We start from the raw sequence: 25,851 nt of genomic DNA, 5'->3' as shown, positions 1-25,851 counted from the left end.
TGAGGTGATTTTATGTTCCTAAATATTCTATCCCGTGTGGGATTAAAGCCCAGAGATTATTTATTAAAATATATACTACCTTCAATTATTCTCTCTATTATTTTAGTAGTCATAGGAATAACTTATTTTTCAGGATATATACGATTATTAGTATTAATTATTCCAGTATTAATTTTAGGTAGTGCCATAGGTTATCCTTATATAGAATTAGATAACCAAAAAAACCAAATAAACGAAAAACTCCACATATTTATAACAAAATTTGGTGTTCTGTCAATAACTGATTTAGACAGGAAAGAGCTCATGAAAATTCTTGCACATGAAAAGGAGGAGCTTGGGCAATTAGCCAATGAATCTAAAAAAATATATGTATTGATAAAAAGATGGAATCAATCACTTGCTGAAGCTTGTAGATTTTTAGCACATAGAACTCCAAGTAATGAGTTTGCAGATTTTTTAGATAGGATGGCATATTCAATAGATAGTGGTGAAGAGCTCAAAGATTTCTTAGCAAAGGAGCAGCCCATAGTTATGAATGATTATGCTGCATTTTATAAACGGTCGTTATATTCATTAGACATGTTTAAAGAAATGTATATTAGTGCAGTTACCTCTCTTGCATTTTTTGTAACATTTGCAGTTATAGCCCCGTTCATAGCACCCTATAATTTTGTAACCACCGTTACAATGGCACTGATTGGATTTAGTATAGCAGAGGTGTGTTTGGTATATGTTATAAAGAGTAAAATGCCAGCAGATAGATTATGGCATACAGGGGAGAAACCTACTCATGTGGATTTAAAACTTAGGAAATATTTGATAATTTCAGTAATTTTAACCATAATAACTCTGGGCGTTCTTATTTGGGGAAAATATCTTGCAGGAATTTCTAAAATATCTGCAATTCCCTATCAGATAATATTTGCTGCTGGATTTACACCTCTTTTAATCGGCGGGTATGCTGCCAAAAGAGAGGAGAGTTTAGTTATAAGAAAAGAATATAACTTTCCAGATTTTTTAAGATCACTGGGTGATTCAGTCAGTGCAAAAGGTGGAGGTATGGAGGATTCTCTAAAGTATTTATCGTCACACGATTTTGGTCCATTGACAAAGGATTTAGAACGACTTTATAAGAGAGTATCTATAAAAATTGATAACAATAAAGCATGGAGACTTTTTGGTTTTGAAACATGTAGTTATTTGATACAGTTGTTTTCCGAAATGTTTGAAAGATGTACATTTTTGGGAGGGGACCCTGGAAAAGCTTCTGAAATCATAGGAAATAATTTTCGTAAAATAATTAATTTAAGAAAATCAAAATATCAAAGTGTTGAGCAATTTGCAGCTATAATATATGGATTGGGAGGAGGTCTAGCCCTTGCATTATATACCTCCTATGGTGTGGCAAATATGGTAAATAATTTATACGGTTCCCTGAATATTCCAGAAGCCATGATTAGTGTTATAAACATCATGGCACCAGGTGATTTGTCAATAATATCTTATTTAATGTATGCAAGTATGGTTGTATATGCATTAATCTCAGGTTATATGATAAAAGTGATGGATGGTGGTCATCCTCAGGTTTTACTTATGCACTTTACAATAATACTTTGGATAGTATCTATTGTGTCTTATATAACTGAGTTTATAATACATAAGATATTGGGTGTGGGTATTCCACTGTTTTAACTCCTTTATTTTTAGTTTTTTAATTTTATTTTTTATTTTAGGATTGAACCAATGATAAAGCAAAAGCAAACAAAATTCATTACATACTTTATATTTTTTGATGATTTTTTAGCACTATTTTTTGAGGGAGCTCTCAACAGCTTAACAATTGAATATATAAATAAAATATCACATAATAATATTCCAACTAAATAAATTTCCCCAAACATTTCCATAACATAAGGTAATGGACTTAGCACAACTGCAACCATTAAAAAAATCCCGGCAATATATAAGGATTTTTTACCATATTTTATGGGAAGCGACATTACTCCTTCTTTTAAATCCCCTTCCATATCTTCAAAATCTTTTATTATCTCTCTGCTCCATGTTGCAAACATTGCACATAGGAATAAAATTAATGTAATTCCAATATTATTGACTGAGGCACCACCAAATATAAATACTGAACCCGTGAGGTATGCAACCATTAAATTCCCAATTATTTTGTTTCTTTTATATTTTTTAGCATACAGATACAATGCAAGTGCGTTAATAATTGCTATAACAAAACATACATTATTGAACATTGAGAGCAATAAGCCGATAGTCACCAACAACCATGAAAATATTTTTGCATTTTTTAAGGATATTTTATTTGATGGAAGTGGTCTAAATGGTTTGTTTATTCTATCGATTTCAATATCGTATATGTCATTAAGTGCATTTCCAAATCCGCAGATTAAATATACGATAAAGGATGCAATTAATATATTATACATTAAATCTAATTTAAAGCCCGAAGCTATTAGACCACCGACAATAGTCCCAAATGATGCTGTTAAACAATTTTTTGCCCTTATTAATTCTAAATAATATTTTAAATTTTTCATACTATCACAAGTTTATTTAAATAGTTTTTTATTACTTATAACACTAAACTACATTAACATTATCTTATTTTATAAATTTTTATGTGATACTATGTTAAACTTTGGAACAGCCGGAATACCAATAAATGTAAAACCAAGAACTACAAAAGGAGCCTTTGATTTTTTAAAAAAGATAGAGTTAAATGCCATGGAAATAGAATTTGTAAGGGGAGTTAATATAAAAGAGGAAAAGGCAGAGGAGTTAAAAAATTATTCAAACGATATAATATTAAGCGTTCATGCCCCCTACTATATAAACCTAAATGCAAAGGAGCAGGAAAAGATTGAAAACAGCATTAATAGGATAATAAATTCGGCAAAAATAATAAGCATCTTTGGAAAAAACTCTCAAAAGAATAAAAATGTGGTTTTTCATCCAGGGTATTATCTTAAAATGGATAAAAATGAAGTATATAGGACTATGCTTAAAAATATTGATAGAATGATAGAATACTTAAATGAAAATAAGATAAATGCAATGTTGAGACCGGAAACCACTGGAAAGATAAGTCAGTTTGGGAGTATTGGGGAGCTCATATCACTATCAGAAGAACTAAATATATTGCCGTGTATTGACTTTGCACACATATATGCAAGAAGTTTGGGAAGAATAAACGACTATAATTCATTTTATAAAATAATGGAAAATATGGAGAATAAATTGGGAAAAAGGGCAATAAACGACATGCATATCCATATATCTGGAATTGAATTTGGAAAAGGAGGGGAAAAGAACCATCTACCATTGAATGCTTCCAATTTTAATTATAAGGAGGTTTTAAAAGTATTGAAGGATTTCAATGCAAAGGGAACTGTTATATGTGAAAGTCCAAGGATGGAGTATGATGCACTGATTTTAAAGAGGGTGTATGGCGAGCTCTAACTTTTAACTTTACCATTAACAAAAAAATATAATGAAAAAATTTTCATTAACTTATTCAACCGTAACACTCTTTGCAAGTCCTCTTGGTTTATCCACATCTCTGCCGAGCTCTACTGCCTTATAGTATGCCAATAATTGACAGGCTGGGGCATAAACAAAAGGACTTACCTCCTCCATTACATCAGGTATTTTTATTAAGTAATCAACTATATCGATATTTACCGGAGATACTCCAACGACCTTTCCATTTCTGGCTTTTATCTCTTCAATATTCGATATTATTGAATTAAATAGGTTTGAATTTGATGGGGGAACAAGTGCAACAGTATCCATATTTTCATCGATTAATGATATTGTCCCGTGTTTCAAAAATCCACTGCTCATGCCCTCAGCATGTAAGTATGTAATTTCTTTAAATTTCAGAGCTCCTTCCAATGCATTTGGTAAGTTTATCCCCTTCGATATAAAGAGGTAGTTTTTAGCAGCTAAGTTTTTGGATATGTTTTTTATATTCTCCCTTTCTTTTTCATTTATAACTTCTTTTATATATTCCGGAATATTTTCAAGTTCTTTTCTATAAATACTCATGTCTTTTCCAATTACCTCCCCATACTCAATAAATAATCTATACAATATCATCAATTGAGACATGTAGGTTTTTGTTGCACAGACTGATATTTCAATACCTGAGCCCATCATGATGGTAATATCCGCCTCCCTCGTTGCTGTGGAACCTAAGACATTTACTATTGTGGCAGTTTTTGCCCCCTTTTCTTTTGCATATTTTATTGCTTTTATGGTGTCGTATGTTTCACCGCTTTGAGTAATTCCTATTACCAAGGTATTCTCATCAACTATGCCTTTTATTAAAAACTCCGATGAATCACAAGGTATTATTAATTTATTTAATTTTGAAAACCAGTATTCTGCAACCATTGAAGCATGAAGTGAAGTCCCCATTGCGATAATATATACTTTATCATAATTATGAAGTGCTTTTGCCAGTTCTTTTATTTCATCATTGCATATTTTGGATGAGTTTTTAATTACCTCCGGCTCCTCCATAATCTCTTTTAACATAAAATGCTCGTATCCCCCTTTTTCTGCACTTTCAATATCCCATTCTATTATAGTTTTTTCTCTTCTGTCTGTAATGTTTTCATTGTTGTTGTATATGGTGTAGGATATTATTACATTATTATTTTTATTTTTAGTTTTATCTTTATCCTTATCGTTATTATTGCTTTCTTTTCTTAAAACTACCATATCTCCATCTTCCAAAGGTATAATTTCTTTTGTCCATTCTAAAAATGCCGAAATATCACTTCCCAAAAAGCATTCGTCCTCTTTTACTCCAAGAATAAGTGGGCTTTCGTTTCTTAATCCAATAAGCAAGTTTGGGAAGTTTTTATTTAATATTAAAAGTGCATAGGTACCGTCCAATTTTTTTATAGTGTTTTTAACTGCATTTATATAATCCTCTTCTGATGGATTTTCGTATTTTTTTAATTCCTCTTCAATTAAGTGGGGTATTACCTCAGTATCAGTCTGTGATTTAAACACATGCCCTTTTTTTATCAGCATGTCCCTCAATTCTTTGTAGTTGGAAATTATTCCGTTATGAACAACGCAGAGTTCCCCTTTGCAATCAGTATGGGGGTGAGCATTTTCTTTTGTAATGCCTCCGTGTGTTGCCCACCTTGAATGCCCTATGCCCCCGTATCCATTAACTTCTAAAAAATCCTCCTTCTTAGCAACTTCCTCCACTTTTCCCACACTTTTTTTTATAATCAATTTATTGTTATCGATTATTCCAATACCGCAGCTGTCGTATCCTCTATATTTCAATCTTTTCAATCCTTTTAATAGTATTTCAGACGCCGTTCTGTTTCCAATATATCCAACTATCCCGCACATTTTTACACCATATAATAAAAATTAAATAAAAATAACTATATTTTTATAATATATTTCTTAAATATTTAACATTATTTTTATTATTATAGTTTTTGGTGATTGAATAAAACTCTTCGAGTTTTATAGCTCACCTTCATTTCATTCAGGTGATTGAATAAAATCCTGCGGATTTTATAGCTCCCTTCACTTACGTTCAGGTGATATTATGAAAAAAAGGATTACATTAATTGGTAGTAAAATAGCAAAAACTGGAAATGAATTTGTTTATTATGGTTTATTAAAAGAGTGCGAATCATGCAGATTCAAAAAGATTTGTCATGATGGACTTGTGGTGGGAAAGAGATATAAAATTGTTAGTGTGAGATCGGCGAATCATCCATGTAAGATTCATGAAGGGGGGGTTAAGGTAGTGGAGATAGAACCGGTAAATAATATTGTTATATTGATGGAATCAAAAAAGGCATTGGAGGGTTTAACTATATCTCATAGAGATATACAATGCAACAACATACTATGTGAGAATTATATATTATGTCATCCAGAGGGCATCTATAACAAATATAAAATATTAAAAGTGTTTGATGAAAAGATAAAATGTCCAAAAGGATATTCATTAAAAAAAGTGATGGTATCGCCAATTGATGATGGCAATCATGAGGAATAATTTTCTATATTTATATCTCTTTTTTGTCTATTTTCTATTTTCATATCAGTTATATGATATTTACATTCCTTTTTTTAATATATCTATCGTATCCCCATAAATTACATTACTATTGCAAAAATTGGGGAGGTATTTTGCAGCTTTTCCAGAGTTGGTGGCAATATTTTTATAACCCATATCTTCAACTGGTGCCACAACCATACAGGTATCACATACGATTTTTCCACCGGCATTTTCTATAATATCCGTATATCCCATCCTATCTGATATTGATTTTATATGAATTGATGTGCATATCCATAAATCGCATTTAAATCTATTATTTTTATTTAGGTTATTTTTTAGTATAAAATCTACAACTTCCTTTATTTCCTCCAAACTACAATGTGGGCATCCTATACATATTAAGTCGGGGCATTCAGCAGAGTTTAATAATTCGTATTCATTTTTAATATCATCGTCTGTTATGGTTATTTCTTCGATTTCTTTATAGTTACTTCCTTCAATCTTTTTCATTACAATTTTAGCCTCTGGTGTGATGTTCTCAATATGATAAAGTGCAACACCACCACTTGCAGCAAGGGATGCTCCAAGACCTTTTAATTTATATGATTTATATGAGCTCACATCATCAATATCCAACTTTTTAAATTTGAAATATGGGATTCCATTTTTTACAATCTTTCCAACGATGGAGCCCAGAGCTCCGTAATCAGATAGTTTGGTTATTTCGGCATCCACTTCAATTATATGTGTGGGAATTCTATTTTCATCAAGATGATAGCCATAATATGGGGTTTTTCCAAGTATGGCAGATGCAAGTGCAGATGGTCCTCCTTCACGATTTGTCCGAGCTCCGATTATTGAATTTGCATAGGATACCGCAGAGGATTCAGCCCATGAAATATGGGAGCCAAATATAGGAATGTTTCCAGATAAATAAGGTGTGCATGTGCATCCTATTTCTATATCCATTTTTTTAAAGCACTCAATTATTTCAAGTTGTTTTTTTGCAAATTCTTTTGGGAATCCGAGCTCTACATATTTATCTAAATCCATTCCCGCAGGGTTTAGTGTTGTAGGTACGGATACTTTAATGTTGCTATTGGATATATCTTTCAGGAATTCTAAACCTTTTTTCCCTATTGTTTTGTAGGATACACCAGAAACCTGAGCAGAGGATATTGGGATTAGTTTTTCTGCACCATATATATCCCCAAGAGATACCAAAAGATTCATACAGGTTTCAAGGACTTCCCCATATTCTCCATCGTATATTTTTTCCTCTTCCTTTGTAAGAAACATTATTTCACCGTTTTAATTCATAAATGATATGCTATTTCATTATTGAACAAAATTAAATAAAATAAATATAAATTAATTACAATTCGGAAACTCCTATTATTCTTATTTTTGCACTTCCATCTAAAAGAACAGCTTTTTCTCCCGATTCATAAACCGCCGGTTTAATTAATTTTAATTTAATTGTATCCTCTTCTTTTTCCACTACCTTGCAGCTTATGGTTTGTAATCCAATTGCTATTTGATAACCTTCACCAACACTGAGCTCCTTTTTAGAATATGGATTCCATTTCATATTAAGTGTGATTTCATCAGATACTTTTAAATCACCGTTTGATAGAATCATGCCCCTTTCCAATTCTTCGGATTTTACGCCCTTCAATGCAAGTCCAACTCTTGAAAATGTTGGTGCTTCATCGTAGTTTTTATCATGCACCTGTATGCTTTTTACCATTGCCTTATTTTCTGTTGGATAAACCCTTAAATTATCGTGGATTTTTACAGTTCCCTTTTTTACTCTCCCCAATATAACAGTTCCTACACTTCTTACCGTGAAAAAATGGTCTATTGGTATTTTTACAAAGCTTTCATCTGGTTTTCCTGCTATTTCCTGTGGAAGTGCTACCATATCTTCCCTTATTTTGATATAGTCCTTTTCCCTGATTTCAAAATTTTTCATGGATGTGTTTGAGATTATCGCCTTCAATTGCTCGATATCCACATACTCACCAACAACAAAAGAACCTTTTTCTACGCCCATCATATCCAATGCAAGTAGTGTTTCTGCGAGCTCAGGTTTTATCTCATCAACGAACACCAGTGCATAATCCATCATATTTATAGCGTATATTAATGGTGTGATTTTTTCAGGGTATTTGGTAGGTTCTACAAAGAATACCGCATCATCGCCCTGTTTGTAATTAAACAGTGTAATATCTGTTGAAGTTCCCTTTTTTCCTAAGTTCTTCCCTGCATCTTTAAAATCTCCAAATAATCCTATTCCTATGTTTTTCACAGTTTCACCGTTTATTATTTATTTAGTTATTATTTAATATTATCATATTATATTTTTGATATATACCAATTTATAAAAATAATTTATAATCATTTATATGTTAGTTAGTTATTTTAATTCTTTATTTTTAATTCATTTATTATTTCATCTTTAATATTTTCTATAATCTCCGATTTTTTTCCCTTAAATTCTTTTAATTTGTTCTTACCAATTAATATCACTTCGTTGTAGTCGTCTCCAAAATAATGTTTGGATAGGTCATTTGCCACAATGTAATTTAAATCATATTCTTTCAATTTTTTTGTAGCAATATTTCTCAATTCCTCTTTTTCCATTCCATATTCTGCTTTAAATCCAACTATAATTTTATCTGGAAATGCCTTTCTGAGCTCAGCCAATACCTTCGGATTTCTTTTTAATTTTATTACAACATCCTTATCTGATTTAATTTTTCCTTCAATCTGTTCTTCTGGTGTAAAGTCAGATATTGCGGCACAGGATATAATTATATCTGCATCCTTTCCACATTCTAGTGCTTTATTTAACATTTCTTTTGCAGTAAGGACTTTGTGAGATTTTATATAATATGGTGGTTCTTTTCCAAAGGCATGGATTACCTCCACATCAAATCCATCTCTACAAAATGCCTCTGCAAGTAAATATCCCGTTTTTCCAGAAGATAAATTACTTATCACTCTAACTTTATCTATAAATTCAGCTGTTCCGCCGGATAGTATTAAAACCTTTTTTTTACTTTTATTATTATTTTCCTTTTTACTTTTATTGTTTAATCTTTCAATCACATTCAATACGACCTCTTCAACGGAAGGAACTTTCGCCTTTTCCTCTTCCATCTTGGGGGGTATAACATATATATTTTTTTTATTTTTTAAATTGATTAAATGATTATTTACTGTGTCGAGCATATTCTGGTGCATTGCTGGAACGATAAATATAGGCTTCTTTTCAAAAAACATTGTGGCAGTGGTATTTACAATATTATCAGCAATATTTAGGGATATTTTGCTTATTATATTTGCAGTAGCAGGATAAATTACCATAGCATCACATATATCGTATAACATTACATGTTTTATACTTCCAGTGATGTCGTAGCACACCTTATTTCCACAGCCAAATTCCAATGAGTGTTCTCCAATAATTTTTTTAGTTTCCTCCGTGGCTATACAATACACTTCTGCTCCATGTCGTATGAGCTCCCTCATCAACTTGGGGGTTTCTATTGCAGCTATTGATGACGATACTGCAACTACTATTTTTTTTCCATCGAGTAATTTTGATTTTAAACCTTTTAATTTCTTTGTTGGATGCATATAATCACTTTTAAAATTATTTTAATTATGGTTTATTAACTTATACGATTTTAACGATAATATTATAAATATCATAAATACTATATAAACCATGGTTGGTGAAAATATGGAAAATGTAAAAATAGCTGTTGTAGGCTGCGGTCCCGCTGGAAAATCCTGTGCTATTGAATTAGCAAAAAAAGGTTTTGATGTAGATATTTATGAAAAAAATAAGGTTGGTGGAACCTGCTTAAATTACGGTTGCACATATATAAATGGATTGCGAGAAATGGCAGATATAATAAATAATTTAAATTTAATAAAAAATAATGGGGATAATAAAAATAGCAACAATGAAAATAAAAATAATAATAAAAATAAAAAAATAGTTTTAGAAGATATTATCTCATTTAAAGAACTTCAAAGAAAGATTTCAGATATTCAAAATAAAATAAGAATGAAACTTGAAGGTGAAGTAAAGGAGCTCGCAAATATAAATATATACTATAAAGAGTTTAAAGAAGAATATATAAATGACTATGATTATGTAGTTTATGCCAATGGAAAGGTATATACATCGAAATATAATGGAATAAAATGTTTAGGTTATTATGATATTGTAAATTTGGAGGAATTCCCTGAAAAGATATTGATAATTGGTGGAGGGACGGTAGCCGCAGAGTATGCGTCGGTATTTTCAAACTTTGGAAGTGAAGTTGTTGTATATGTCCGTTCTAAATTCTTAAAGATGATTGAAGACAAAGACATTAGACAGTATATTTATAAATTTATTGATTTCAGAATTACAAATGATGGCAACGAATTAAACAGGCTATTGAATGACGATAGTTATACGAAAATACTTGCAGTTGGTGGAAAACCGAGATTTGAAACAGATGAATATATGAGGGTAATTAATAAAGAAAATAAAACCAATAAAATAGAAAAAAATATTTATGCCTGTGGTGATTGTGTTGCTGGAAAAGGTGGAATTACTCCAATTGCAAGAATGGAGGGTAGGGTTGTAGCTGAAAATATATACAATGAATTAAACAACAAACCTCTTATAAAACCAAAATACGATTTTATACCTCACACCATACGAATGGATTTAAACATATCTTATGTTGGAAAACAGACAGATAATTATAAAATAATCCCGAACAGCGTTGGGAAAGGAGATTTTTTCAGAGTTTCAAACAATATTGGGATAAATAAAATATATTATGAAAATAATAAAATAGTTGGTGCTATATCCATGTCTCCATCAATGGAAATAATGCCATATTTTGCACAATATTTAAAGGGAATTGATATTTATAAGGATTTTGTAGAGATCCACCCTTCAACAGACCCATTTTATAAGGTGTTTAGATAACATAAATAATTTAAATATATATACATATACTATTTAAAATTATATAAAAAGGAAAAACATGATAGATTTTGAAATATTCAAAACCATTGGGTTTAAACTTGTTAATGAATATGGGATATTGGGTATATTTTTAATAGGATTTTCAGAACCGATATTCCAACCATTACCAACGGAAATATTCATGATAGCAGGAATAGCACTGGGTCTTGACTGGAAATATGTGCTACTTGCCGGTGCATTTGGCACTACTGCTGGGTCTGTAATTACCTATTATTTGGCATCCAAATATGGAGAAAAATTGGCACTAAAATTATTCAGTAAAGAGGATTATAGAAAGGGAGAAAATTTTTTTAAAAAATATGGAATTGTAGGATTTATAGTTATAAGCTTTACCCCATTGCCATTTGAAATCATGTGCTGGGTTTGTGGTGCTTTTGAAATGCCATTTAAAAGATATATACTTGCAGTATTTTTAAGTAGAATAATAAAACATGGTTTAATTATATTGCCATTTGTATTATTGGGTTCTACAAATATGTCCGATATTTTTAAATATATTCTAAGCTATATACATTTATAGAATTATCATTAATAATAATTATAATACTTATTATCTTATTTTGGTGATTTTATGTGTTTGGCAATACCTTGTAAGGTTGTAAAAATATATGAAGAAGATGGAGAAAAATATGCTATCGCAGAATATAAAGGGGTTAAACAAAAGGCAAAACTAGCACTTCTTGAAAATGTGAATATAGGGGATTACATACTTATACATACTGGATACGCCTTAGAGGTTATGAGTGAAGAAGATGCAAAAATAAGCCTAGATACTTGGGAAGAATTATTTGATGCTCTTGATAAAATGGAAGGAGTAAAAGAGGAAAAAGAATAATATAATTAGAATAAGTATATATATCTATCTTAAAATAATTAAAAATATTATATTATTATAAAATTATAAAATAATAAAATTAATCTTCTTTAACTTTTACTGCCCCTGCTGGGCACACATCCTCACATACCATGCAAAAGGTGCATTCGTCTTCCCTAACTACTACAACTTTATTATCTTGAATTTCAAATACTTCCATTGGACATGCATTTACACATTCTGCACATTCTGGACCATCGCATTTATTATAATCAATTACTACACTCATAATTCACCCCTTAATTATTTATTAAATTAGGAAATATATTTCCTATATAATATACGCAGTATTTATATTTTTTTATTCCATTTAAAATCTATTTACATTTGGATTATTTAATATTCTTTCAATATCCCATAACTCATTTAAAACATTTGAATTAATATTGCTCCTTAAAAATGGCACCCTTAATCCCACTGCAATATGTGAAAATGAAGTGTTATTGCTCATAATTATAGGAGTCAGTCCTTTGTCCAATATATAATTTATATAGTGATACATTTCAGTTAGTGTTCCCATTGTATAGGGTTCTATTTTAGAAAAATCGGCTGCTTCATCAATGCCATCTATGGCAAGTGTGCCGTCAAATTCCACGATTTCAGGACTCTCTAAATAATCTAAACTAGAAATTTTTTCGTAAATATCTTGATTTTCGGCATATTCATACTCATATATTGAAGCTCCTACAAGTATTTTAATATCCTCCTCTTCTGATATATCATTTAATATAAATTTAAAATCATCTAATTCATCAAAAATATTGTTGCATACGCACTCCCCATAAATATTTACTGTATTGTATTTGGAAGAGAGCTCCGATAGTATTTTTTCATAGCAGGTTATCATTTCATCAATGGATTCAGCCATGGGTATGGCTATTAATTCGTTGCTATTGTCTGTCAAAAGAGAACAGCCTACAACAGGCAATTCCGTAGATAATGAACCTCCAACATATCTAAACAAAGGCATGCCGAGACTATTTGCAGCAGCTCTTGATATACTTATAGAAACTCCCATGGTGGTATTTGGATTATCAACTGATGTGCCACAGATAATGGAATCTATAAAATCTTGGTCAGATGCCGGATACCCCACGAGCTCAGGTGCGATTATGTTTTCTATATCTGAAACAACATAATCGGGATTTTCTACATCTATAATATCATAACCTATTCCAGTCCTCGTTAATGTTGTTATTTTTACACTTATTTTTGAATTTTTAAAAACTTTTTTTGCAGTAATTCTTTCAATAGTGGTCTCATCTTCCACAAAAATCCCCTACATATTTTAAAAAGAAAATATTTATAATCATGAATTAAATGCGGTGGAAATCTTTAATTATTTGTTGGCTTTAACTTTTAGCGGAATTTTTCCTTTTTCAAATTCTTCCATAGCAATGTCCAATGAGGATTGTTTTTCTGCATCTATGGTCAAAAAAGCCCCATTAGAAATCTGCAAAGACCTTGCACCAATGAGTCTCGCCTTTTCAAATTTTGTGCATTTCATTAGAATCACGCTTTTTTATTTTTATATCATCATATCTATAAACATGTGCAACAAATAATGGTTGAATAATAAGTAAATATAAATGGTGGGACTGCTTAGATTCAAACGCAACTTTTAGAAAAAGTTGCATCAAAAATCCAAAACTCACTTCGTTCGTTTTGGAACCTAGTATTTGAAATATAATGAATAATAAGTAAATATAAATGGTGGGACTGCCGAGATTTGAACTCGGGTTGCACGCCCCCCAGACGCACAGGATGGACCAGGCTACCCCACAGTCCCAATAAGTAAATATGGTATATTTAAATTAATATTCCATAATATCATCGAACAATTCCCTGCCGTCTTTATCTACTCTGTGGGATATAAACATCCTTCTACAACAGTATTTTTTAATTCCTAAATCATCCAATATCTCGTCAGGTTTTTCCCCATCTTTTAATCGTGAAATATATTCTTCATATACTTCTGATATTACATTACCACATGAAAAACATCTAATTGGAAACATTACCATAACATATCACCAAATGGTATGAAATAACTAAATTAAAATATCTTATTTCCTTAATGCGATACAAAATAGATAATAATAAAAAAATTATAAATTTATCTGTATGATTTCTGTCTCTTAGCTCTTGGACCTTTTGTGGATTTACTTGGTTTGTGTGGCTCTGTTCTTCTTGCATCACTAACAAGAATGGTTCTGTCATATTCCAAATATCTCTCTTTTATCTCCATGCTTCCAGTATATTCCACAATTGCTTTACCTAAGGCAGTTCTTGCTGCATCCATTTGACCAGCAATACCTCCACCTTTAACTGTAATATCAATATCTATGTTATTAATAGCATCTCCTGCCAATATTACAGGTTCCATTAATTTTGCATTAATGTATTTTGGTTCAATTATTTCTATTGGTTTTTTGTTTATCCTAATTCTACCTTTGCCTTCCTTTGCAGTAGCTCTTGCAATAGCGGTTTTTCTCTTACCTACTGTATGAATTACTTTCACCTAATCACCTCAATTAGAATTTAGCTCCCAAGTATTTACTAAGTTCTCCAATTGTTACATATTTATTTGTATTTGGCATTTCATTTAATACCACATCAACATTTACATCATCCGGAGCTCCTACCATAACCTTAATTCTTTTAAAAGCATCTCTTCCTTTTGGCTTTTTGTATGGAACCATTCCCCTTATAATTCTTCTTACAATGTCATCAGGTCTTCTTGGGTATTTTGGACCCATTCTTCTAGGATTTGTAATACTTTTTCTATTTCTTTTTTGAGTGTATTTCTCAAATATATATTCTTTGTTTCCTGTCATTATTGCCTTTTCAGCATTTACGATAACAACATTTTCCCCTGATAACGCGAGCTTTGCCGCATAAGATGCCAATCTTCCAACAACTGCATTTTCTGCATCTATAACAACCATAATTTCACCTAATTTGGTTTTTCGTGTTTAATATATATAATTATCTAATTATTTAAGCCATTATTTTTACCAATGAACCTTTTGGATTTTCCTTAATTAACTCTTCAATGGTTAAACATTTTCCGCCAGCTTCTTCAATTGCTTTCTTAGCACTTTCTGAGAATGAAAATGCCGCAACAGTTACTTTGTGTCCTAATTTTCCAGCTCCAAGAACTTTACCTGGAACGATTACAACATAATCATCTTTTGTATATCTGTTTATCTTGCTTATATTAACTTCTGCTCTTCTTCTAGCAGGTTTTGATAATCTTTTAGCTATGTCTCTCCAAATTTTTGCATCGTTTTTGTAAGATTCTACTTTAAGATTTTGAACCAATTCAACGATTTTTGGATTGGTAGCCATCAATTTTCTCATGATTTCACCATTATTATTCTATATTATGCATATTATTCTGCATCATTTATTTCAAAACTTTCCAGCTCATCTAGAAATTTTTCAGCCTTGTTTTTTAATACTTCCACTGATGATATTAAGAGGTCCTCAGAATCCATATTCCCATAAGATTCTACTAAAAACTCCACTTCATCCTTATCTATTTGTTTATAAATGGCATTGCATGGTTGCCATTTTGCATGGGTTTTTCCTACGCCCACCAGAGCTTCACATTCTAATTCCAATTTTTGCCCTTCTTTTAATTTAACAATTGGTATGTGTTTAAATACCACTTCCCCTGCTTCTGATTCCAAATCACCAGAATAAACCACACAAGGACCTTCTTTAATAAGTGCAAAGGTAATTACTTCATCACTACTAACTGGTTTTCCCCTTATAGGTATCAATCCTAGCCTGTGTGCAATCAATTCATCATACATTGAGGATGTGTTTTCATAAAAATACACATTTTCAATGGCATAGGTTGGAACCTCTGAAATCATTATCCTCCTCAATGCACTGGAAAAAGATAATGGGGCTTTCAGATTAAATCTAAGCCTTTCCCCAATTTTTGTTTTTTCTTTTTGAATGTTATTTATCAAAGATACCACCAACAGTTTCATTATCCTGAAAGTGAGGGGGATTTGTAATAATGAATTATTATATCCTTATCAACCCAGGAAATGTATTAAATTATCTGTTTCTTTTCTTTGGGGTTGTCCCATCATGTGGAATTGGTGTTGCATCTTCTATTCTTCCAATCCTAATCCCTGCTCTTGCCAATGCCCTAATAGCTGCCTGAGCTCCTGGACCTGGGTTCTTTGATTTGTTTCCACCCGGAGCTCTTACCTTTACATGAACTTTTTCTATTCCTTTTTCTCTTATCATGTCTGCTATTTTAAATGCACCCTGCATCGCAGCATAAGGGGATGACTCATCTTTCTGGTTTTTTACAATCATACCACCAGAAATTTTTGCAATTGTTTCTGCTCCTGTAATATCTGTAACATGTATAATTGTGTTGTTGTATGACGCATAAATATGGATTACGCCCCATTTCTCACTCATTAAATCACCTTATTTTTATTTTATTGATTTTTTGATTAAATTAGTTGTTATCCTCACTTACTACCTCTGTTCTTTCAGGATGATTTTCAGAAGCTAATGGTGATGTCGGTGTGTATGATATCAAATCCTCTTCATCAACTGGAACTAAATAACTTGGTGCAGTTATTCTTCTTCCATTTACTGCAATATGACCATGAACTATAAATTGTCTAGCTTGTTTTGGTGTTTTTGCTAGTCCTTTTCTAAATACCAAGGTTTGCAATCTTCTATCTAAGATACTTTCAACATTTAATGAGAGAACATCATCCAATGTAGCATCTTCCTTAACTAAAATACCATATCTTTTCAAAATTCCAAATAACTGGGTAGCTTCTCTTGCACCTTGTTCGGTTGTGTCGCTTATTAATCTTCTTGCCTGTCTCCTAAATGTTCTTAATCTTGTTTCCATTTTCCAAAATTCTTTCTTATTTACCAATCCATATTTTATTGCCAATTCTCTTTCTCTTTTTATTCTTTCTCCAATCCATGGATGATTGGGGGTATCGTATTTTTTACTTAATTTTCTTGGGTCACCCATTTTTTCACCTTTTTTCCTTTTAAATTATTTATTTATGAATTTTAAGAAAAGTTATTTTAAATTATTTCCTTTTCTTCTTAACTCCTACTATCGAACCTCTTCTAAATGCACCTCTTGTTCTCTGCCCTCTACATGGCAATCCTAATTCGTGTCTTATTCCTCTATAACATCTAATCTTTTTCATAGTGGTTATATCTTCCTGAACTGTGAGCACTAAGTCTGATTCAATCAAGTGTTTATCTTCACCTGTGTAGGTATCTTTTTTCCTGTTGAACATCCATGATGGAATGCCGTGTTTCGCAGGGTCTTTTAAAACTTCCTCTATTTTTTGAACATCTTCATCCGATAAATAACCTGCCTGTTGTTTTCCATCCAATTTGGTGATTCTCAATATTGCCTTAGCCATTGCCCTACCGATTCCTTTTATATCCTGTAAGGCATATTCCAATGGATACTCACCAGTAATATCTGTTTTTGATATTCTAATTCTGTGTTTGAATTCTGTTTGAGTCAATGTCTGCACCTCCGAGAGATAATAATCGTGTTTTATAACGCTAAATATAATACAATACTATATATTTATAGCAAAATATTAATAGAAAATAAAAAGCGCAGAGGGGGGGATTTGAACCCCCGAGGGGCAAAGCCCCATGGGATTTCCAGTCCCACGCCTTTCCGAGCTAGACTACCTCTGCAAACAAATTGTTAAATCAGTTATAATAACTGCTCATATATATACTTTTAGATATATTTGGAATACCATTTAACATATATTTCGTGTTTATCTATTAACTTACAATAATCATTAAATTTTCCGTGTTTAATACCTACTGAATATAAACTATAATTTAGTATATATAAGTTTCGATTTTATTATCATTGTTATCCTTTATCATCCTGTCATCATTTATCATCCCAATTTTATTTTATTATAAAAGAAGAGGTTTATATTATATATTTTAAAGATTATTTTAAATATTGATAAAAATATCAACGTGAAAATATGAAAATGGGAATAATATCGGAAGAAAAAGATTGGATTACTTGTGAATTAGAAAGAGTTATGAAGAAGAAAGATATAACTCCTGTATATATTAAACCATCCAAAATTGCTTCTTTTACAGGTATGGATGTTAAATTTAAACATAATAAAGATGATATTTCAGATTTAAAATGTGCATTTGTTAGAAACCTTGGCGATATGTCCAATTATTATAGATTTGATGTCCTTAGATATATAGAATATTATATTCCATTAATAAATCCCACAGCAGGACTTGAAAACGCAGGTAATAAATACAGAACATCTATGTTAATGAATATAAACAATATCCCTCATCCAAAAACAGTAATTACAGAAGATATTGACAAAGCTCTAATGTGGTCAGAAAAGTTTAAAGACTGTGTTTTAAAACCATTATTTGGAAATCAGGGAAAAGGCATTGTCAGGTTAAAAAATAAAACCCTAATTTCTAAGCTAAACATGTTAAATGAATTCAAAAAAAAACATGGCGTATTTTACATTCAGGAATTTATAACCAATCCACATGATATTTACAGGGATATCAGGGCTTTTGTTATTGGAGATGAAGTTGTATCTGTAATGTATCGAGTATCTGACAATTGGATAACAAACATCCACCAAAATGGAAAGGCGGAAAAATGCGAAATCACCGATGAAATAAGAGAGCTCGCAATAAAAGCAAAAAATGCAACTGGGCTGATATATGGGGGAGTAGATTTAATGGAAAGTAAAGATGGTTTAAAGGTAATTGAAGTTAATGGAGCTCCTTCATGGGAGGCACTTTCAAGGATTTCTGAGGTAGATATAACTGAGAAATTAATAGATTATGTTTTAGATGATTTAATTTAATATTTTAATATAATTTAGTTTCTTAACTCCTCTTTCATCCTCTTTATTATTTCTGAGGAATTTGAATCAAGTTTCTGAATATTCAAAAATTTTTCATCTATTTTACCAAGTTTTACCTTTTTTGTGGAATAATATCTATCTATTTTCGATAATTCTTCTTTTAATTTTTTCCGCTCCACTTCCCTATTCATTACTATTGCATCATGGTCTAAATCTAAATCACTATCCCGATAGGGAACACCAACTGTTGAAAGAGCTATTAATCGTTCATCAACTTCTGAGATTCTTTTTAAATCTCTATCTGATGAAGGATTTTTATATGCAATTGTTATACCTCTTTTTCTTCCAACGGAAGCTCCTTCTGATAGTATAAAACCAACCTCCACCAAAGCGCTTCTAAAAGGAATCGATGAAGAATAGGAAATTAAAACAGCATCATCATTCATTTTATTATAAATTTCCTTCAAAAAATCCACAGTGTATAAAACTGCATCCCTCTGTGGTGAAAATGCATCATGGAATACGATATTATATTTTTTATTTAGATTTTTAACAATTTTTCTAGCGTCCCCTACATGCAAATTTATTCTTTTATTATTGCTATTATTATTCAAAAAATAATCTTTTATTACTTCCTTTATTAATTCATGCTCCTTATATGGAATATTTAGACATAAAGACAAAAAAAGCGTTTCTTCACTGTATTCTACCATGTCAATTTTACAGTTTTTATTAAAATGAAGTGCCGCTATGGCATTATACCCCATTCCACTACATAAATCCAATATTTTGGGATTATCCATATTTTTTAAATTTGAAGGTATTGCAAATTTTTCCACGCTTTCAGTTAGAGCTCCGATTCGTGAGTGCATGAGCTCATATTCTTCCTCCGATACCAAAGTATATGTCCCATCATCAGTTTTAACAAGCACTCTACTATTTAAAAGATTGTTTATCAGTTCTTTTTTAAATTCGTCAATATTGTTCCCTTCTTTAAAGATATTTATATACTTTTTAATCAATTTTAGTGCAGTTTTGTTTGGGAGCATAATTACACCTAAGATGATAATAATCAATAAATAAATACTGTTAATTAAAAATAAAACTAAAATATACATTTATTTAAAAAAATGAAAAATAGAAGAATAATTACCCCAGTGACGTAGATTAAATATTGAGTAATAAATATTAGGTAATAATTAAATAATTACTTATTCTCAACCTTCTCAACAACCCTCTTAACAACCTTTTTAAATTCCTCTGTTGCGGTGCAGTCAAGAGACACCATAGGAATACCTTTATCAGATGCCTCTCTTGCCTTTATATCAAGAGGTATCCTACCCAAAAACTCAACATCCAATTCCTTGGCTGCTTTCTCACCACCTCCTTTTCCAAATATATCAACAACCTTATTACAGTGGGGGCATACAAAGCCACCCATGTTTTCTACTATCCCCAATATTGGCATTTTTAATTCCTTTGCCATTATTGCAGATTTTCTTGCATCGAGAACTGCTACATCCTCTGGGGTTGTAACTATAATCACTCCATCGATATCTGGGATGGCTTGCATAATTGTAATTTGAATGTCCCCAGTTCCTGGTGGAGTGTCTATCAATAGATAATCTAATTCCCCCCAAACAACATCACTTAAAAACTGCCTAACCGCTCCACTTATTCTTGGACCCCTCCATATTACAGGAGTATTTTTATTTGGTAAAAAATAACCAATTGACATTGTTTTTATTCCTTCTGGTGTTGTAATGGGATATATTCCATTCTCATCGGCAAAAGGTTGAACATCTTCCACACCAAGCATTTTAGGAATATTTGGACCATGAATATCACCATCCAATACACCGACTTTTTTACCCATTGTATTTAATGTGGCTGCTAAATTTACTGTAACTGTTGATTTACCTACACCACCTTTACCACTTAAAATAGCTATTTTATGTTTTATTTTTCCCATATTTTCTCTTATTTTTGCATTCTGCATCTCTATAGCTTTCTTAACATCTGAACATGAACTACTTGAAGGGCAGGAATCACATTTTCCATCGCATTCTGCCATAACATCACCAAATAATTTTTTATGTAATATATACTTCCCATATATAAATATATTGCATTATTTTTAATTTATTAAATTAAATATATTAATATGGGCATCTATTAAATTATATTATCCTACATTTAAAAAAATATTAAAATAAAATATTAATATAAATTATATTATAATAACATTTATTTTACATCCTTCCCATTCTTGCTCCACACCTTCTACCTCTTCCAGGACCTAAACCTCTTCCTCCTTCATCTATTCTGTGAATATATATGCCAGGAGCTCCGCAGTGTGGGCATGATTCAGGTTTTGGAATGCCGTATGGAATTTCTATAATTTCACCGCATTTTGAACATTTAAATTTTTTCATCTCTGTCATTTTTCCACTTTAATTTTATAATTTCATTTTACAGATTATTATTTTATTTCTCTTTATTTACTCTTTTTTTAAAGATTCTTTTAATTTAGCTATTTCCTCTTCTAAATATCTCTTTTCTTCTTCCAAATATCTCAATCTATCAGATAATTCAGTTTCAGGAACTACTGCTGTTGGTGCATCATATCCATACATTGCTGCTGCTGGGATAATACTTCCAGTTCTTCTATCTCTATAATATGCATGTGGTCCAAGCCCACATCTGCATGTTCCAACATATTCATATCTTTCGTTGCTTAACGGAGCTCTTGCAAAATATCTAAAACCAAAAAATCCTCTACCTCTAAATCCTCTTCCAAATCCAAACATTATATCACCTTTATATTTTTTAATATGATACATTAAATATTATATTTTATAGTTATTTTATTTACATTATATCCCATATGTGCTAAAATATATAAAGTTTTTGTTTTTGTGTAATATAATGCCATAATTATACACAATAATAAAATATAAAAATAAAAGATAATATAACTTATATTTGATTTAACAATATTTTAATAATATTCTCACCGCTATTTCCATCACCGAATGGATTCTTCCAATTTCTCTCTTTTTTTAGCATTAATTCAACTCCATTGATAATTTTTTCTTTATCTGCTCCAACTAAAATATTACTTCCAGCATTTATTGTTTCAGGTCTTTCCGTATTGTCCCTTAATGTAATACATGGAACTTTTAAAATGCAAGCTTCCTCTTGAACTCCTCCACTATCAGTTAAAATTAATCTTGCATTTTTTTCAAGCATTAAAAACTCCAAATACCCCACTGGTTCAATTATTTTTATGTTTTTGTTATTTTTTATTTCATCAAATAAATTATATTCCTTTAATCTATTTTCCGTCCTTGGATGAATGGGAAAAATGATTTTATTATTGTGGTATTTTGCTATTTCGCCTATTGCTTTAATTATATTTTTCAATCGCTCTTTATTATCTGTATTTTCTGCTCTGTGAAGGGTTAATAAAAAATATTCCTCTCCATTGGATAATGTTTTTATAAAGTTTTTTATATCATCCCTTTCCTCAGCAATTTTGATATTTTGAAGTGTGGCATCTACGATTGTATTACCTACAACAAAAATCTTTTCCTGTTCAATACCTTCTTTCAATAGGTTCTTCTTTGCAATTTCCGTTGGAGTAAATAAGTAATCGGATAGATGGTCGGTAAGAACCCTATTTATTTCCTCAGGCATGTTTCTATCGTAGCTCCTTAAACCTGACTCAACATGTGCCACTTTTATTTTTAATTTTGATGATGCGAGAGCCCCTGCAAGAACGGTATTTGTATCTCCCTGAACAATCACTACATTAGGTTTTTCTTTTATCAATATTTTTTCAATACCTTCTAGCATTTTTGCCGTTTGTTCTCCGTGTGTTCCGGAACCAACATTTAAATTGTAGTTTGGAGCTGGGAGATTCAACTCTTTAAAAAAGATTTTATCCATATTTTCAGAATAATGCTGATTGGTGTGGATAATAAAATAATTCATATTATTGATATTATTATAAGTATCATTTAATTTTTTATCGCTCTTTAATTTTTCCAGCACCCTTATAATAGAAGATAATTTTATTATTTCTGGACGTGTTCCAAGTATTATTCCAATTTTCATCCTAACACCAAAAAATCATTTAACGCTCCATGCTGTTCCATCGCCTAATAACTTGACCTCAAATCCAGACTCTTTCCAAAGATTATGATTTAGAATATTTTTAGTATCTATTACAATTTTGTTTCTCATTAATTTGGATATTTCAGATATATCGTTCTTTTTAAAATTCTTAAACTCATCATGGTCTGTTAAAACTATAATGCAGTCTGAATTACTGATGCAATCCTCCAATTTATTCAAAGGATATTCAAAAATCTTTGCATGGGGGTCATATATTGAAACTTCAAAATTATTTGATAAAAGACATTCTATTACCTTTTTTGCAGGACTTTCTCTTGTATCATCCACATTTCCTTTATAGGTTACTCCAAAAATACCAACCTTTGGATTATTGATATTTAATTTTTTAAATTCTTCTACGATTAAATTGCAAACATATTTTGGCATATTATCGTTTAATTCTCTCGCCTTTTTTATAAGGTCAGCATATTTAGATTTTTCCACTATGAACCACGGGTCTATACTTATACAGTGTCCCCCAACCCCAGGTCCAGGATTTAATATATTTACCCTCGGATGTTTGTTTGCAAGATTTATGGCATCCCAAACATTAACATCCATCTCATTACACACCTTTGCAAATTCGTTTGCAAGTGCTATATTTACATCCCTATATGTGTTTTCCATCAATTTTACCATTTCTGCGGTAGTTGAATTTGTCAAATATATATCTCCATCTACAAAAGATTTGTATATTTCCCTTGCGAGCTCTGCGGATTCCTCATTTATGCCTCCTATTATTCTATCATTTTCCACGAGTTCCTTTAATATCTTCCCAGGCAGCACCCTTTCTGGACAGTATGCCATATATATATTTTTATCAATTAAATTATAAATCATTTCCGTTGTTTTTGGCGGGATTGTGCTCTCTATCAATACGAGATTTCCATCTTTTAAAAAGGGTTTTATATTCTCAACAGCACTTAAAACATAGGTTAAATCACATTTTGGAGTTTCGTTATTATTATATTTACTGTTATATATTATGGGTGTTGGAACACAGATTATAAATGCATCTGCTTCTTCAGGTTCTGTCTTAACTTTTAAGTTTCCAGAGTTTATGGCCCCCTTCACAAGTGTCATCAAACCCTGCTCGTCAATTACTAATTCTTCATTTTTTATAGCTTCCACTCTTTTTTTATTAATATCTACCCCTATAACACTATAACCATGATTTGCAAGCATTGAAGCTGTTGGCAGTCCAATATATCCCAATCCAATCACACAAATTTTATTTATTTTTTTCTGTTTAGTGCCAATAGTATTCAATTGTTTCATATAATCACCACATATATATTATAAAAAATTTAATTATTCTTTAAAAAGTTTTTTAGCCAATATATCTGCCCATGAAGCCTCTATAACTACACTTAACAGTATGGTCATAAATGTTGCCACAAGTATGGAACTTGCAATTTCCTGGGCAGGCATGTATTTTACAATTTCCTGTGGAATTAAATGGGGGTTTTCCATTATTGCATCATATACTGTTGCAGATAATGCAGCTGGAACTACACCTCTTGGACCTTCCAATGCAAAATACAATCTCTCCTTTAAAGAACTAAAAGGAGGTATTGAAGTTGCAATAAATACACCTATTGGTCTCGCAACAAATATCGAACCTATTGCACATATAAGACCCATAAACCAGTAATTTGTAAGAATGGAAAAATTAATACTTGCCCCCAAAAATACAAAAATTAATATCCTTACCAGAGTAGATAAATCATCACAAAATTTAACTATATTTTCAACATCTTTGGATTTATTGGGATATTTTGTTAATGTATTTCCAAGATAAAGACCCATTATTGCCACTGCCATAAATCCACTTATTTCGTAGCCTGTAATATATGGGAATATCTTATCTCCAAAATACCACAGTGCCATAGCCATACCTATACTTAGAGGTGCCACATATTCTTTAAAATCACAAAATAAAATGCTTTTTTCAAATATTTTTCCGCCGATAATTCCAAGGATTATTCCACCAACTGCAAGACTTAAAAAATTAAGTACAGGATTAACAGTTTTGGTTAAACCCATTGTAGCCAAGACCATAGTTGTAGCCACAATGCCGAGCGGGTCATTAAATACACTCTCAGCCTCAAGAGTTATTGCAATTTCTGGATTAATATTTGATTTAGAAAATATTGGCATCAATGTTGCAGGGTCAGTGGCACATGTTATGGCACCATATAAATACCCTATTGGGTTGAAATAAGGAATTTTAAATATTATATTATATATAAGTCCAGAGATTCCCAACAAACCAATTAATGCTATGGTATCTAATTTTAAAACAGTTTTTAAAACTCTTTTTAATACAATCCATCTCATTTCAAATGCTCCACCCAACAAAATAATTATTAATCCTATATTGGCAACATATCCAAAAATACCTTGGGCATAACTTGAAGGGACAATTCCTAAAAAAGGACCCACAATTAAACCATATATCAAAAGTAAGGGAATATCAGGAATATTTAATTTTTCCCCTATTTTTGCGATAATTGAGCCAGATATCAACAACAATGAAATATATCCAATTGTGGTGGCTAGTTCCATTTAAACACCTTATTTTTATTATAACTAAAAAATATATAAAAAGATTTTAAATTTAAAGATATAAAATTTTTGTTTTTTATTTATTTATGTTAAAATTTTAATTTTATTATAAAACATAAATACTTATATTTTTAAAAATATGAAATATATTCTATATATGTAAAGAAATATTTTTAATAAGATTAATATATATGAT

30 protein-coding genes and 2 tRNA genes are annotated in these 25,851 nt (G+C 31.0%); 7 read left to right on the top strand and 25 right to left on the bottom strand.

Annotated elements, in window-relative coordinates; all coding sequences use genetic code 11:
- Positions 1-12 precede the first annotated feature (12 nt).
- Complete coding sequence (flaJ, locus tag F7B34_RS07085) at positions 13-1,692, top strand: archaellar assembly protein FlaJ (protein WP_292461131.1); 1,680 nt, start codon at positions 13-15, stop codon at positions 1,690-1,692.
- Positions 1,693-1,724: 32 nt separating this feature from the next.
- Here the strand turns inward: flaJ and F7B34_RS07080 are convergent, their stop codons facing one another.
- Positions 1,725-2,564: a UbiA family prenyltransferase gene (locus F7B34_RS07080; protein ID WP_292461130.1), complete on the bottom strand. Its 840-nt coding sequence runs from the start codon at positions 2,562-2,564 to the stop codon at positions 1,725-1,727.
- A 91-nt stretch (positions 2,565-2,655) separates the two neighbouring features.
- Between F7B34_RS07080 and F7B34_RS07075 the strand changes: the two genes are divergently transcribed.
- Positions 2,656-3,486 carry a TIM barrel protein gene (locus tag F7B34_RS07075; RefSeq protein ID WP_292461129.1) on the top strand — a complete coding sequence of 277 codons (831 nt, stop codon included), beginning with the start codon at positions 2,656-2,658 and terminating at the stop codon, positions 3,484-3,486.
- Between the two features lie 51 nt (positions 3,487-3,537).
- On the opposite strand, the gene glmS is transcribed toward F7B34_RS07075, so the two are convergent.
- Positions 3,538-5,403: a glutamine--fructose-6-phosphate transaminase (isomerizing) gene (gene glmS, locus F7B34_RS07070; protein ID WP_292461128.1), complete on the bottom strand. Its 1,866-nt coding sequence runs from the start codon at positions 5,401-5,403 to the stop codon at positions 3,538-3,540.
- Between the two features lie 205 nt (positions 5,404-5,608).
- Between glmS and F7B34_RS07065 the strand changes: the two genes are divergently transcribed.
- Positions 5,609-6,067 (top strand): UPF0179 family protein, encoded by a 459-nt coding sequence (locus tag F7B34_RS07065; protein WP_292461127.1) that lies wholly within the window; start codon positions 5,609-5,611, stop codon positions 6,065-6,067.
- 60 nt (positions 6,068-6,127) lie between these two features.
- Here the strand turns inward: F7B34_RS07065 and F7B34_RS07060 are convergent, their stop codons facing one another.
- The 3 genes from F7B34_RS07060 to coaBC all read right to left on the bottom strand — a co-directional run bounded on the left by F7B34_RS07060 (position 6,128) and on the right by coaBC (position 9,718).
- Positions 6,128-7,372 carry an aconitase X catalytic domain-containing protein gene (locus F7B34_RS07060; RefSeq protein ID WP_292461126.1) on the bottom strand — a complete coding sequence of 415 codons (1,245 nt, stop codon included), beginning with the start codon at positions 7,370-7,372 and terminating at the stop codon, positions 6,128-6,130.
- Positions 7,373-7,448: 76 nt separating this feature from the next.
- Positions 7,449-8,384, bottom strand: a complete 936-nt coding sequence (locus tag F7B34_RS07055; protein WP_292461125.1) for an EF-Tu/IF-2/RF-3 family GTPase — start codon at positions 8,382-8,384, stop codon at positions 7,449-7,451.
- Positions 8,385-8,497: 113 nt separating this feature from the next.
- Positions 8,498-9,718, bottom strand: coding sequence for a bifunctional phosphopantothenoylcysteine decarboxylase/phosphopantothenate--cysteine ligase CoaBC (gene coaBC / locus F7B34_RS07050; RefSeq protein ID WP_292461124.1), 1,221 nt, complete (start codon positions 9,716-9,718; stop codon positions 8,498-8,500).
- A gap of 106 nt (positions 9,719-9,824) precedes the next feature.
- Here coaBC and F7B34_RS07045 point away from each other — a divergent pair, with 106 nt between their 5' ends.
- Genes F7B34_RS07045 through hypC form a run of 3 tightly spaced genes read left to right on the top strand, consistent with a single transcriptional unit; the run spans position 9,825 to position 11,970 of the window.
- On the top strand, positions 9,825-11,075 hold the full coding sequence (locus F7B34_RS07045) for an FAD-dependent oxidoreductase (protein WP_292461123.1): 1,251 nt from the start codon (positions 9,825-9,827) through the stop codon (positions 11,073-11,075).
- Positions 11,076-11,133: 58 nt separating this feature from the next.
- Positions 11,134-11,655, top strand: coding sequence for a YqaA family protein (locus tag F7B34_RS07040; RefSeq protein ID WP_292461122.1), 522 nt, complete (start codon positions 11,134-11,136; stop codon positions 11,653-11,655).
- Positions 11,656-11,706: 51 nt separating this feature from the next.
- Entirely contained in the window at positions 11,707-11,970 is a 264-nt protein-coding gene (hypC, locus tag F7B34_RS07035) for a HypC/HybG/HupF family hydrogenase formation chaperone (RefSeq protein WP_292461121.1), read from the top strand.
- 79 nt (positions 11,971-12,049) lie between these two features.
- Here the strand turns inward: hypC and F7B34_RS07030 are convergent, their stop codons facing one another.
- From F7B34_RS07030 to F7B34_RS06970, 13 genes are all read right to left on the bottom strand, one after another.
- Positions 12,050-12,238, bottom strand: a complete 189-nt coding sequence (locus tag F7B34_RS07030; RefSeq protein WP_292461120.1) for a 4Fe-4S dicluster domain-containing protein — start codon at positions 12,236-12,238, stop codon at positions 12,050-12,052.
- Positions 12,239-12,319: 81 nt separating this feature from the next.
- A complete protein-coding gene (locus F7B34_RS07025; RefSeq protein WP_292461119.1) occupies positions 12,320-13,279 on the bottom strand; it encodes a hypothetical protein in 960 nt (319 codons plus the stop codon).
- A 69-nt stretch (positions 13,280-13,348) separates the two neighbouring features.
- Positions 13,349-13,516, bottom strand: a complete 168-nt coding sequence (locus F7B34_RS07020) for a DNA-directed RNA polymerase subunit K (protein WP_292461118.1) — start codon at positions 13,514-13,516, stop codon at positions 13,349-13,351.
- 204 nt (positions 13,517-13,720) lie between these two features.
- Positions 13,721-13,798 (bottom strand) — tRNA-Pro (locus tag F7B34_RS07015).
- A 25-nt stretch (positions 13,799-13,823) separates the two neighbouring features.
- Positions 13,824-14,033 carry a DNA-directed RNA polymerase subunit N gene (locus F7B34_RS07010; RefSeq protein ID WP_292461117.1) on the bottom strand — a complete coding sequence of 70 codons (210 nt, stop codon included), beginning with the start codon at positions 14,031-14,033 and terminating at the stop codon, positions 13,824-13,826.
- A gap of 92 nt (positions 14,034-14,125) precedes the next feature.
- Positions 14,126-14,530, bottom strand: coding sequence for a 30S ribosomal protein S9 (locus F7B34_RS07005; RefSeq protein WP_292461116.1), 405 nt, complete (start codon positions 14,528-14,530; stop codon positions 14,126-14,128).
- 13 nt (positions 14,531-14,543) lie between these two features.
- Entirely contained in the window at positions 14,544-14,957 is a 414-nt protein-coding gene (locus F7B34_RS07000; protein WP_292461115.1) for a 50S ribosomal protein L13, read from the bottom strand.
- 52 nt (positions 14,958-15,009) lie between these two features.
- Positions 15,010-15,372 carry a 50S ribosomal protein L18e gene (locus F7B34_RS06995; protein WP_292461114.1) on the bottom strand — a complete coding sequence of 121 codons (363 nt, stop codon included), beginning with the start codon at positions 15,370-15,372 and terminating at the stop codon, positions 15,010-15,012.
- 32 nt (positions 15,373-15,404) lie between these two features.
- Positions 15,405-15,992: a DNA-directed RNA polymerase subunit D gene (locus F7B34_RS06990; protein WP_292461113.1), complete on the bottom strand. Its 588-nt coding sequence runs from the start codon at positions 15,990-15,992 to the stop codon at positions 15,405-15,407.
- 91 nt (positions 15,993-16,083) lie between these two features.
- Positions 16,084-16,458 carry a 30S ribosomal protein S11 gene (locus tag F7B34_RS06985; protein ID WP_292461112.1) on the bottom strand — a complete coding sequence of 125 codons (375 nt, stop codon included), beginning with the start codon at positions 16,456-16,458 and terminating at the stop codon, positions 16,084-16,086.
- 40 nt (positions 16,459-16,498) lie between these two features.
- Positions 16,499-17,035, bottom strand: coding sequence for a 30S ribosomal protein S4 (locus F7B34_RS06980; protein ID WP_292461111.1), 537 nt, complete (start codon positions 17,033-17,035; stop codon positions 16,499-16,501).
- A gap of 61 nt (positions 17,036-17,096) precedes the next feature.
- Positions 17,097-17,549 (bottom strand): 30S ribosomal protein S13, encoded by a 453-nt coding sequence (locus tag F7B34_RS06975; protein ID WP_292461110.1) that lies wholly within the window; start codon positions 17,547-17,549, stop codon positions 17,097-17,099.
- Positions 17,550-17,645: 96 nt separating this feature from the next.
- Positions 17,646-17,730, bottom strand: a tRNA-Ser gene (locus F7B34_RS06970).
- A gap of 308 nt (positions 17,731-18,038) precedes the next feature.
- Between F7B34_RS06970 and mptN the strand changes: the two genes are divergently transcribed.
- Positions 18,039-18,908 carry a tetrahydromethanopterin:alpha-L-glutamate ligase gene (gene mptN / locus F7B34_RS06965; RefSeq protein ID WP_292461109.1) on the top strand — a complete coding sequence of 290 codons (870 nt, stop codon included), beginning with the start codon at positions 18,039-18,041 and terminating at the stop codon, positions 18,906-18,908.
- A 14-nt stretch (positions 18,909-18,922) separates the two neighbouring features.
- Here the strand turns inward: mptN and F7B34_RS06960 are convergent, their stop codons facing one another.
- From F7B34_RS06960 to F7B34_RS06930, 7 genes are all read right to left on the bottom strand, one after another.
- Positions 18,923-19,957 (bottom strand): MnmC family methyltransferase, encoded by a 1,035-nt coding sequence (locus tag F7B34_RS06960; protein ID WP_292461108.1) that lies wholly within the window; start codon positions 19,955-19,957, stop codon positions 18,923-18,925.
- 158 nt (positions 19,958-20,115) lie between these two features.
- The gene (locus F7B34_RS06955) at positions 20,116-20,982 is read right to left on the bottom strand and encodes an Mrp/NBP35 family ATP-binding protein (RefSeq protein WP_292461107.1); all 867 of its coding nucleotides are present in this window, start codon (positions 20,980-20,982) and stop codon (positions 20,116-20,118) included.
- Positions 20,983-21,160: 178 nt separating this feature from the next.
- Complete coding sequence (locus F7B34_RS06950) at positions 21,161-21,343, bottom strand: hypothetical protein (RefSeq protein ID WP_292461141.1); 183 nt, start codon at positions 21,341-21,343, stop codon at positions 21,161-21,163.
- Between the two features lie 66 nt (positions 21,344-21,409).
- Positions 21,410-21,718 (bottom strand): hypothetical protein, encoded by a 309-nt coding sequence (locus F7B34_RS06945; protein WP_292461106.1) that lies wholly within the window; start codon positions 21,716-21,718, stop codon positions 21,410-21,412.
- 169 nt (positions 21,719-21,887) lie between these two features.
- The gene (gene wecB / locus F7B34_RS06940) at positions 21,888-23,027 is read right to left on the bottom strand and encodes a non-hydrolyzing UDP-N-acetylglucosamine 2-epimerase (protein WP_292461105.1); all 1,140 of its coding nucleotides are present in this window, start codon (positions 23,025-23,027) and stop codon (positions 21,888-21,890) included.
- Between the two features lie 15 nt (positions 23,028-23,042).
- On the bottom strand, positions 23,043-24,365 hold the full coding sequence (locus F7B34_RS06935; protein WP_292461104.1) for a nucleotide sugar dehydrogenase: 1,323 nt from the start codon (positions 24,363-24,365) through the stop codon (positions 23,043-23,045).
- 33 nt (positions 24,366-24,398) lie between these two features.
- Positions 24,399-25,655, bottom strand: a complete 1,257-nt coding sequence (locus F7B34_RS06930; protein WP_292461103.1) for a sodium:proton antiporter — start codon at positions 25,653-25,655, stop codon at positions 24,399-24,401.
- Positions 25,656-25,851: the final 196 nt, after the last annotated feature.

The sequence above is a fragment of the Methanothermococcus sp. genome (genome assembly GCF_015523155.1).
Taxonomy (GTDB): Archaea; AGJL01; Methanococci; order Methanococcales; family Methanococcaceae; genus Methanofervidicoccus.
Note: the sequence above shows the minus strand (reverse complement) of the source record. Positions and strands in the feature narration are given on the sequence as shown.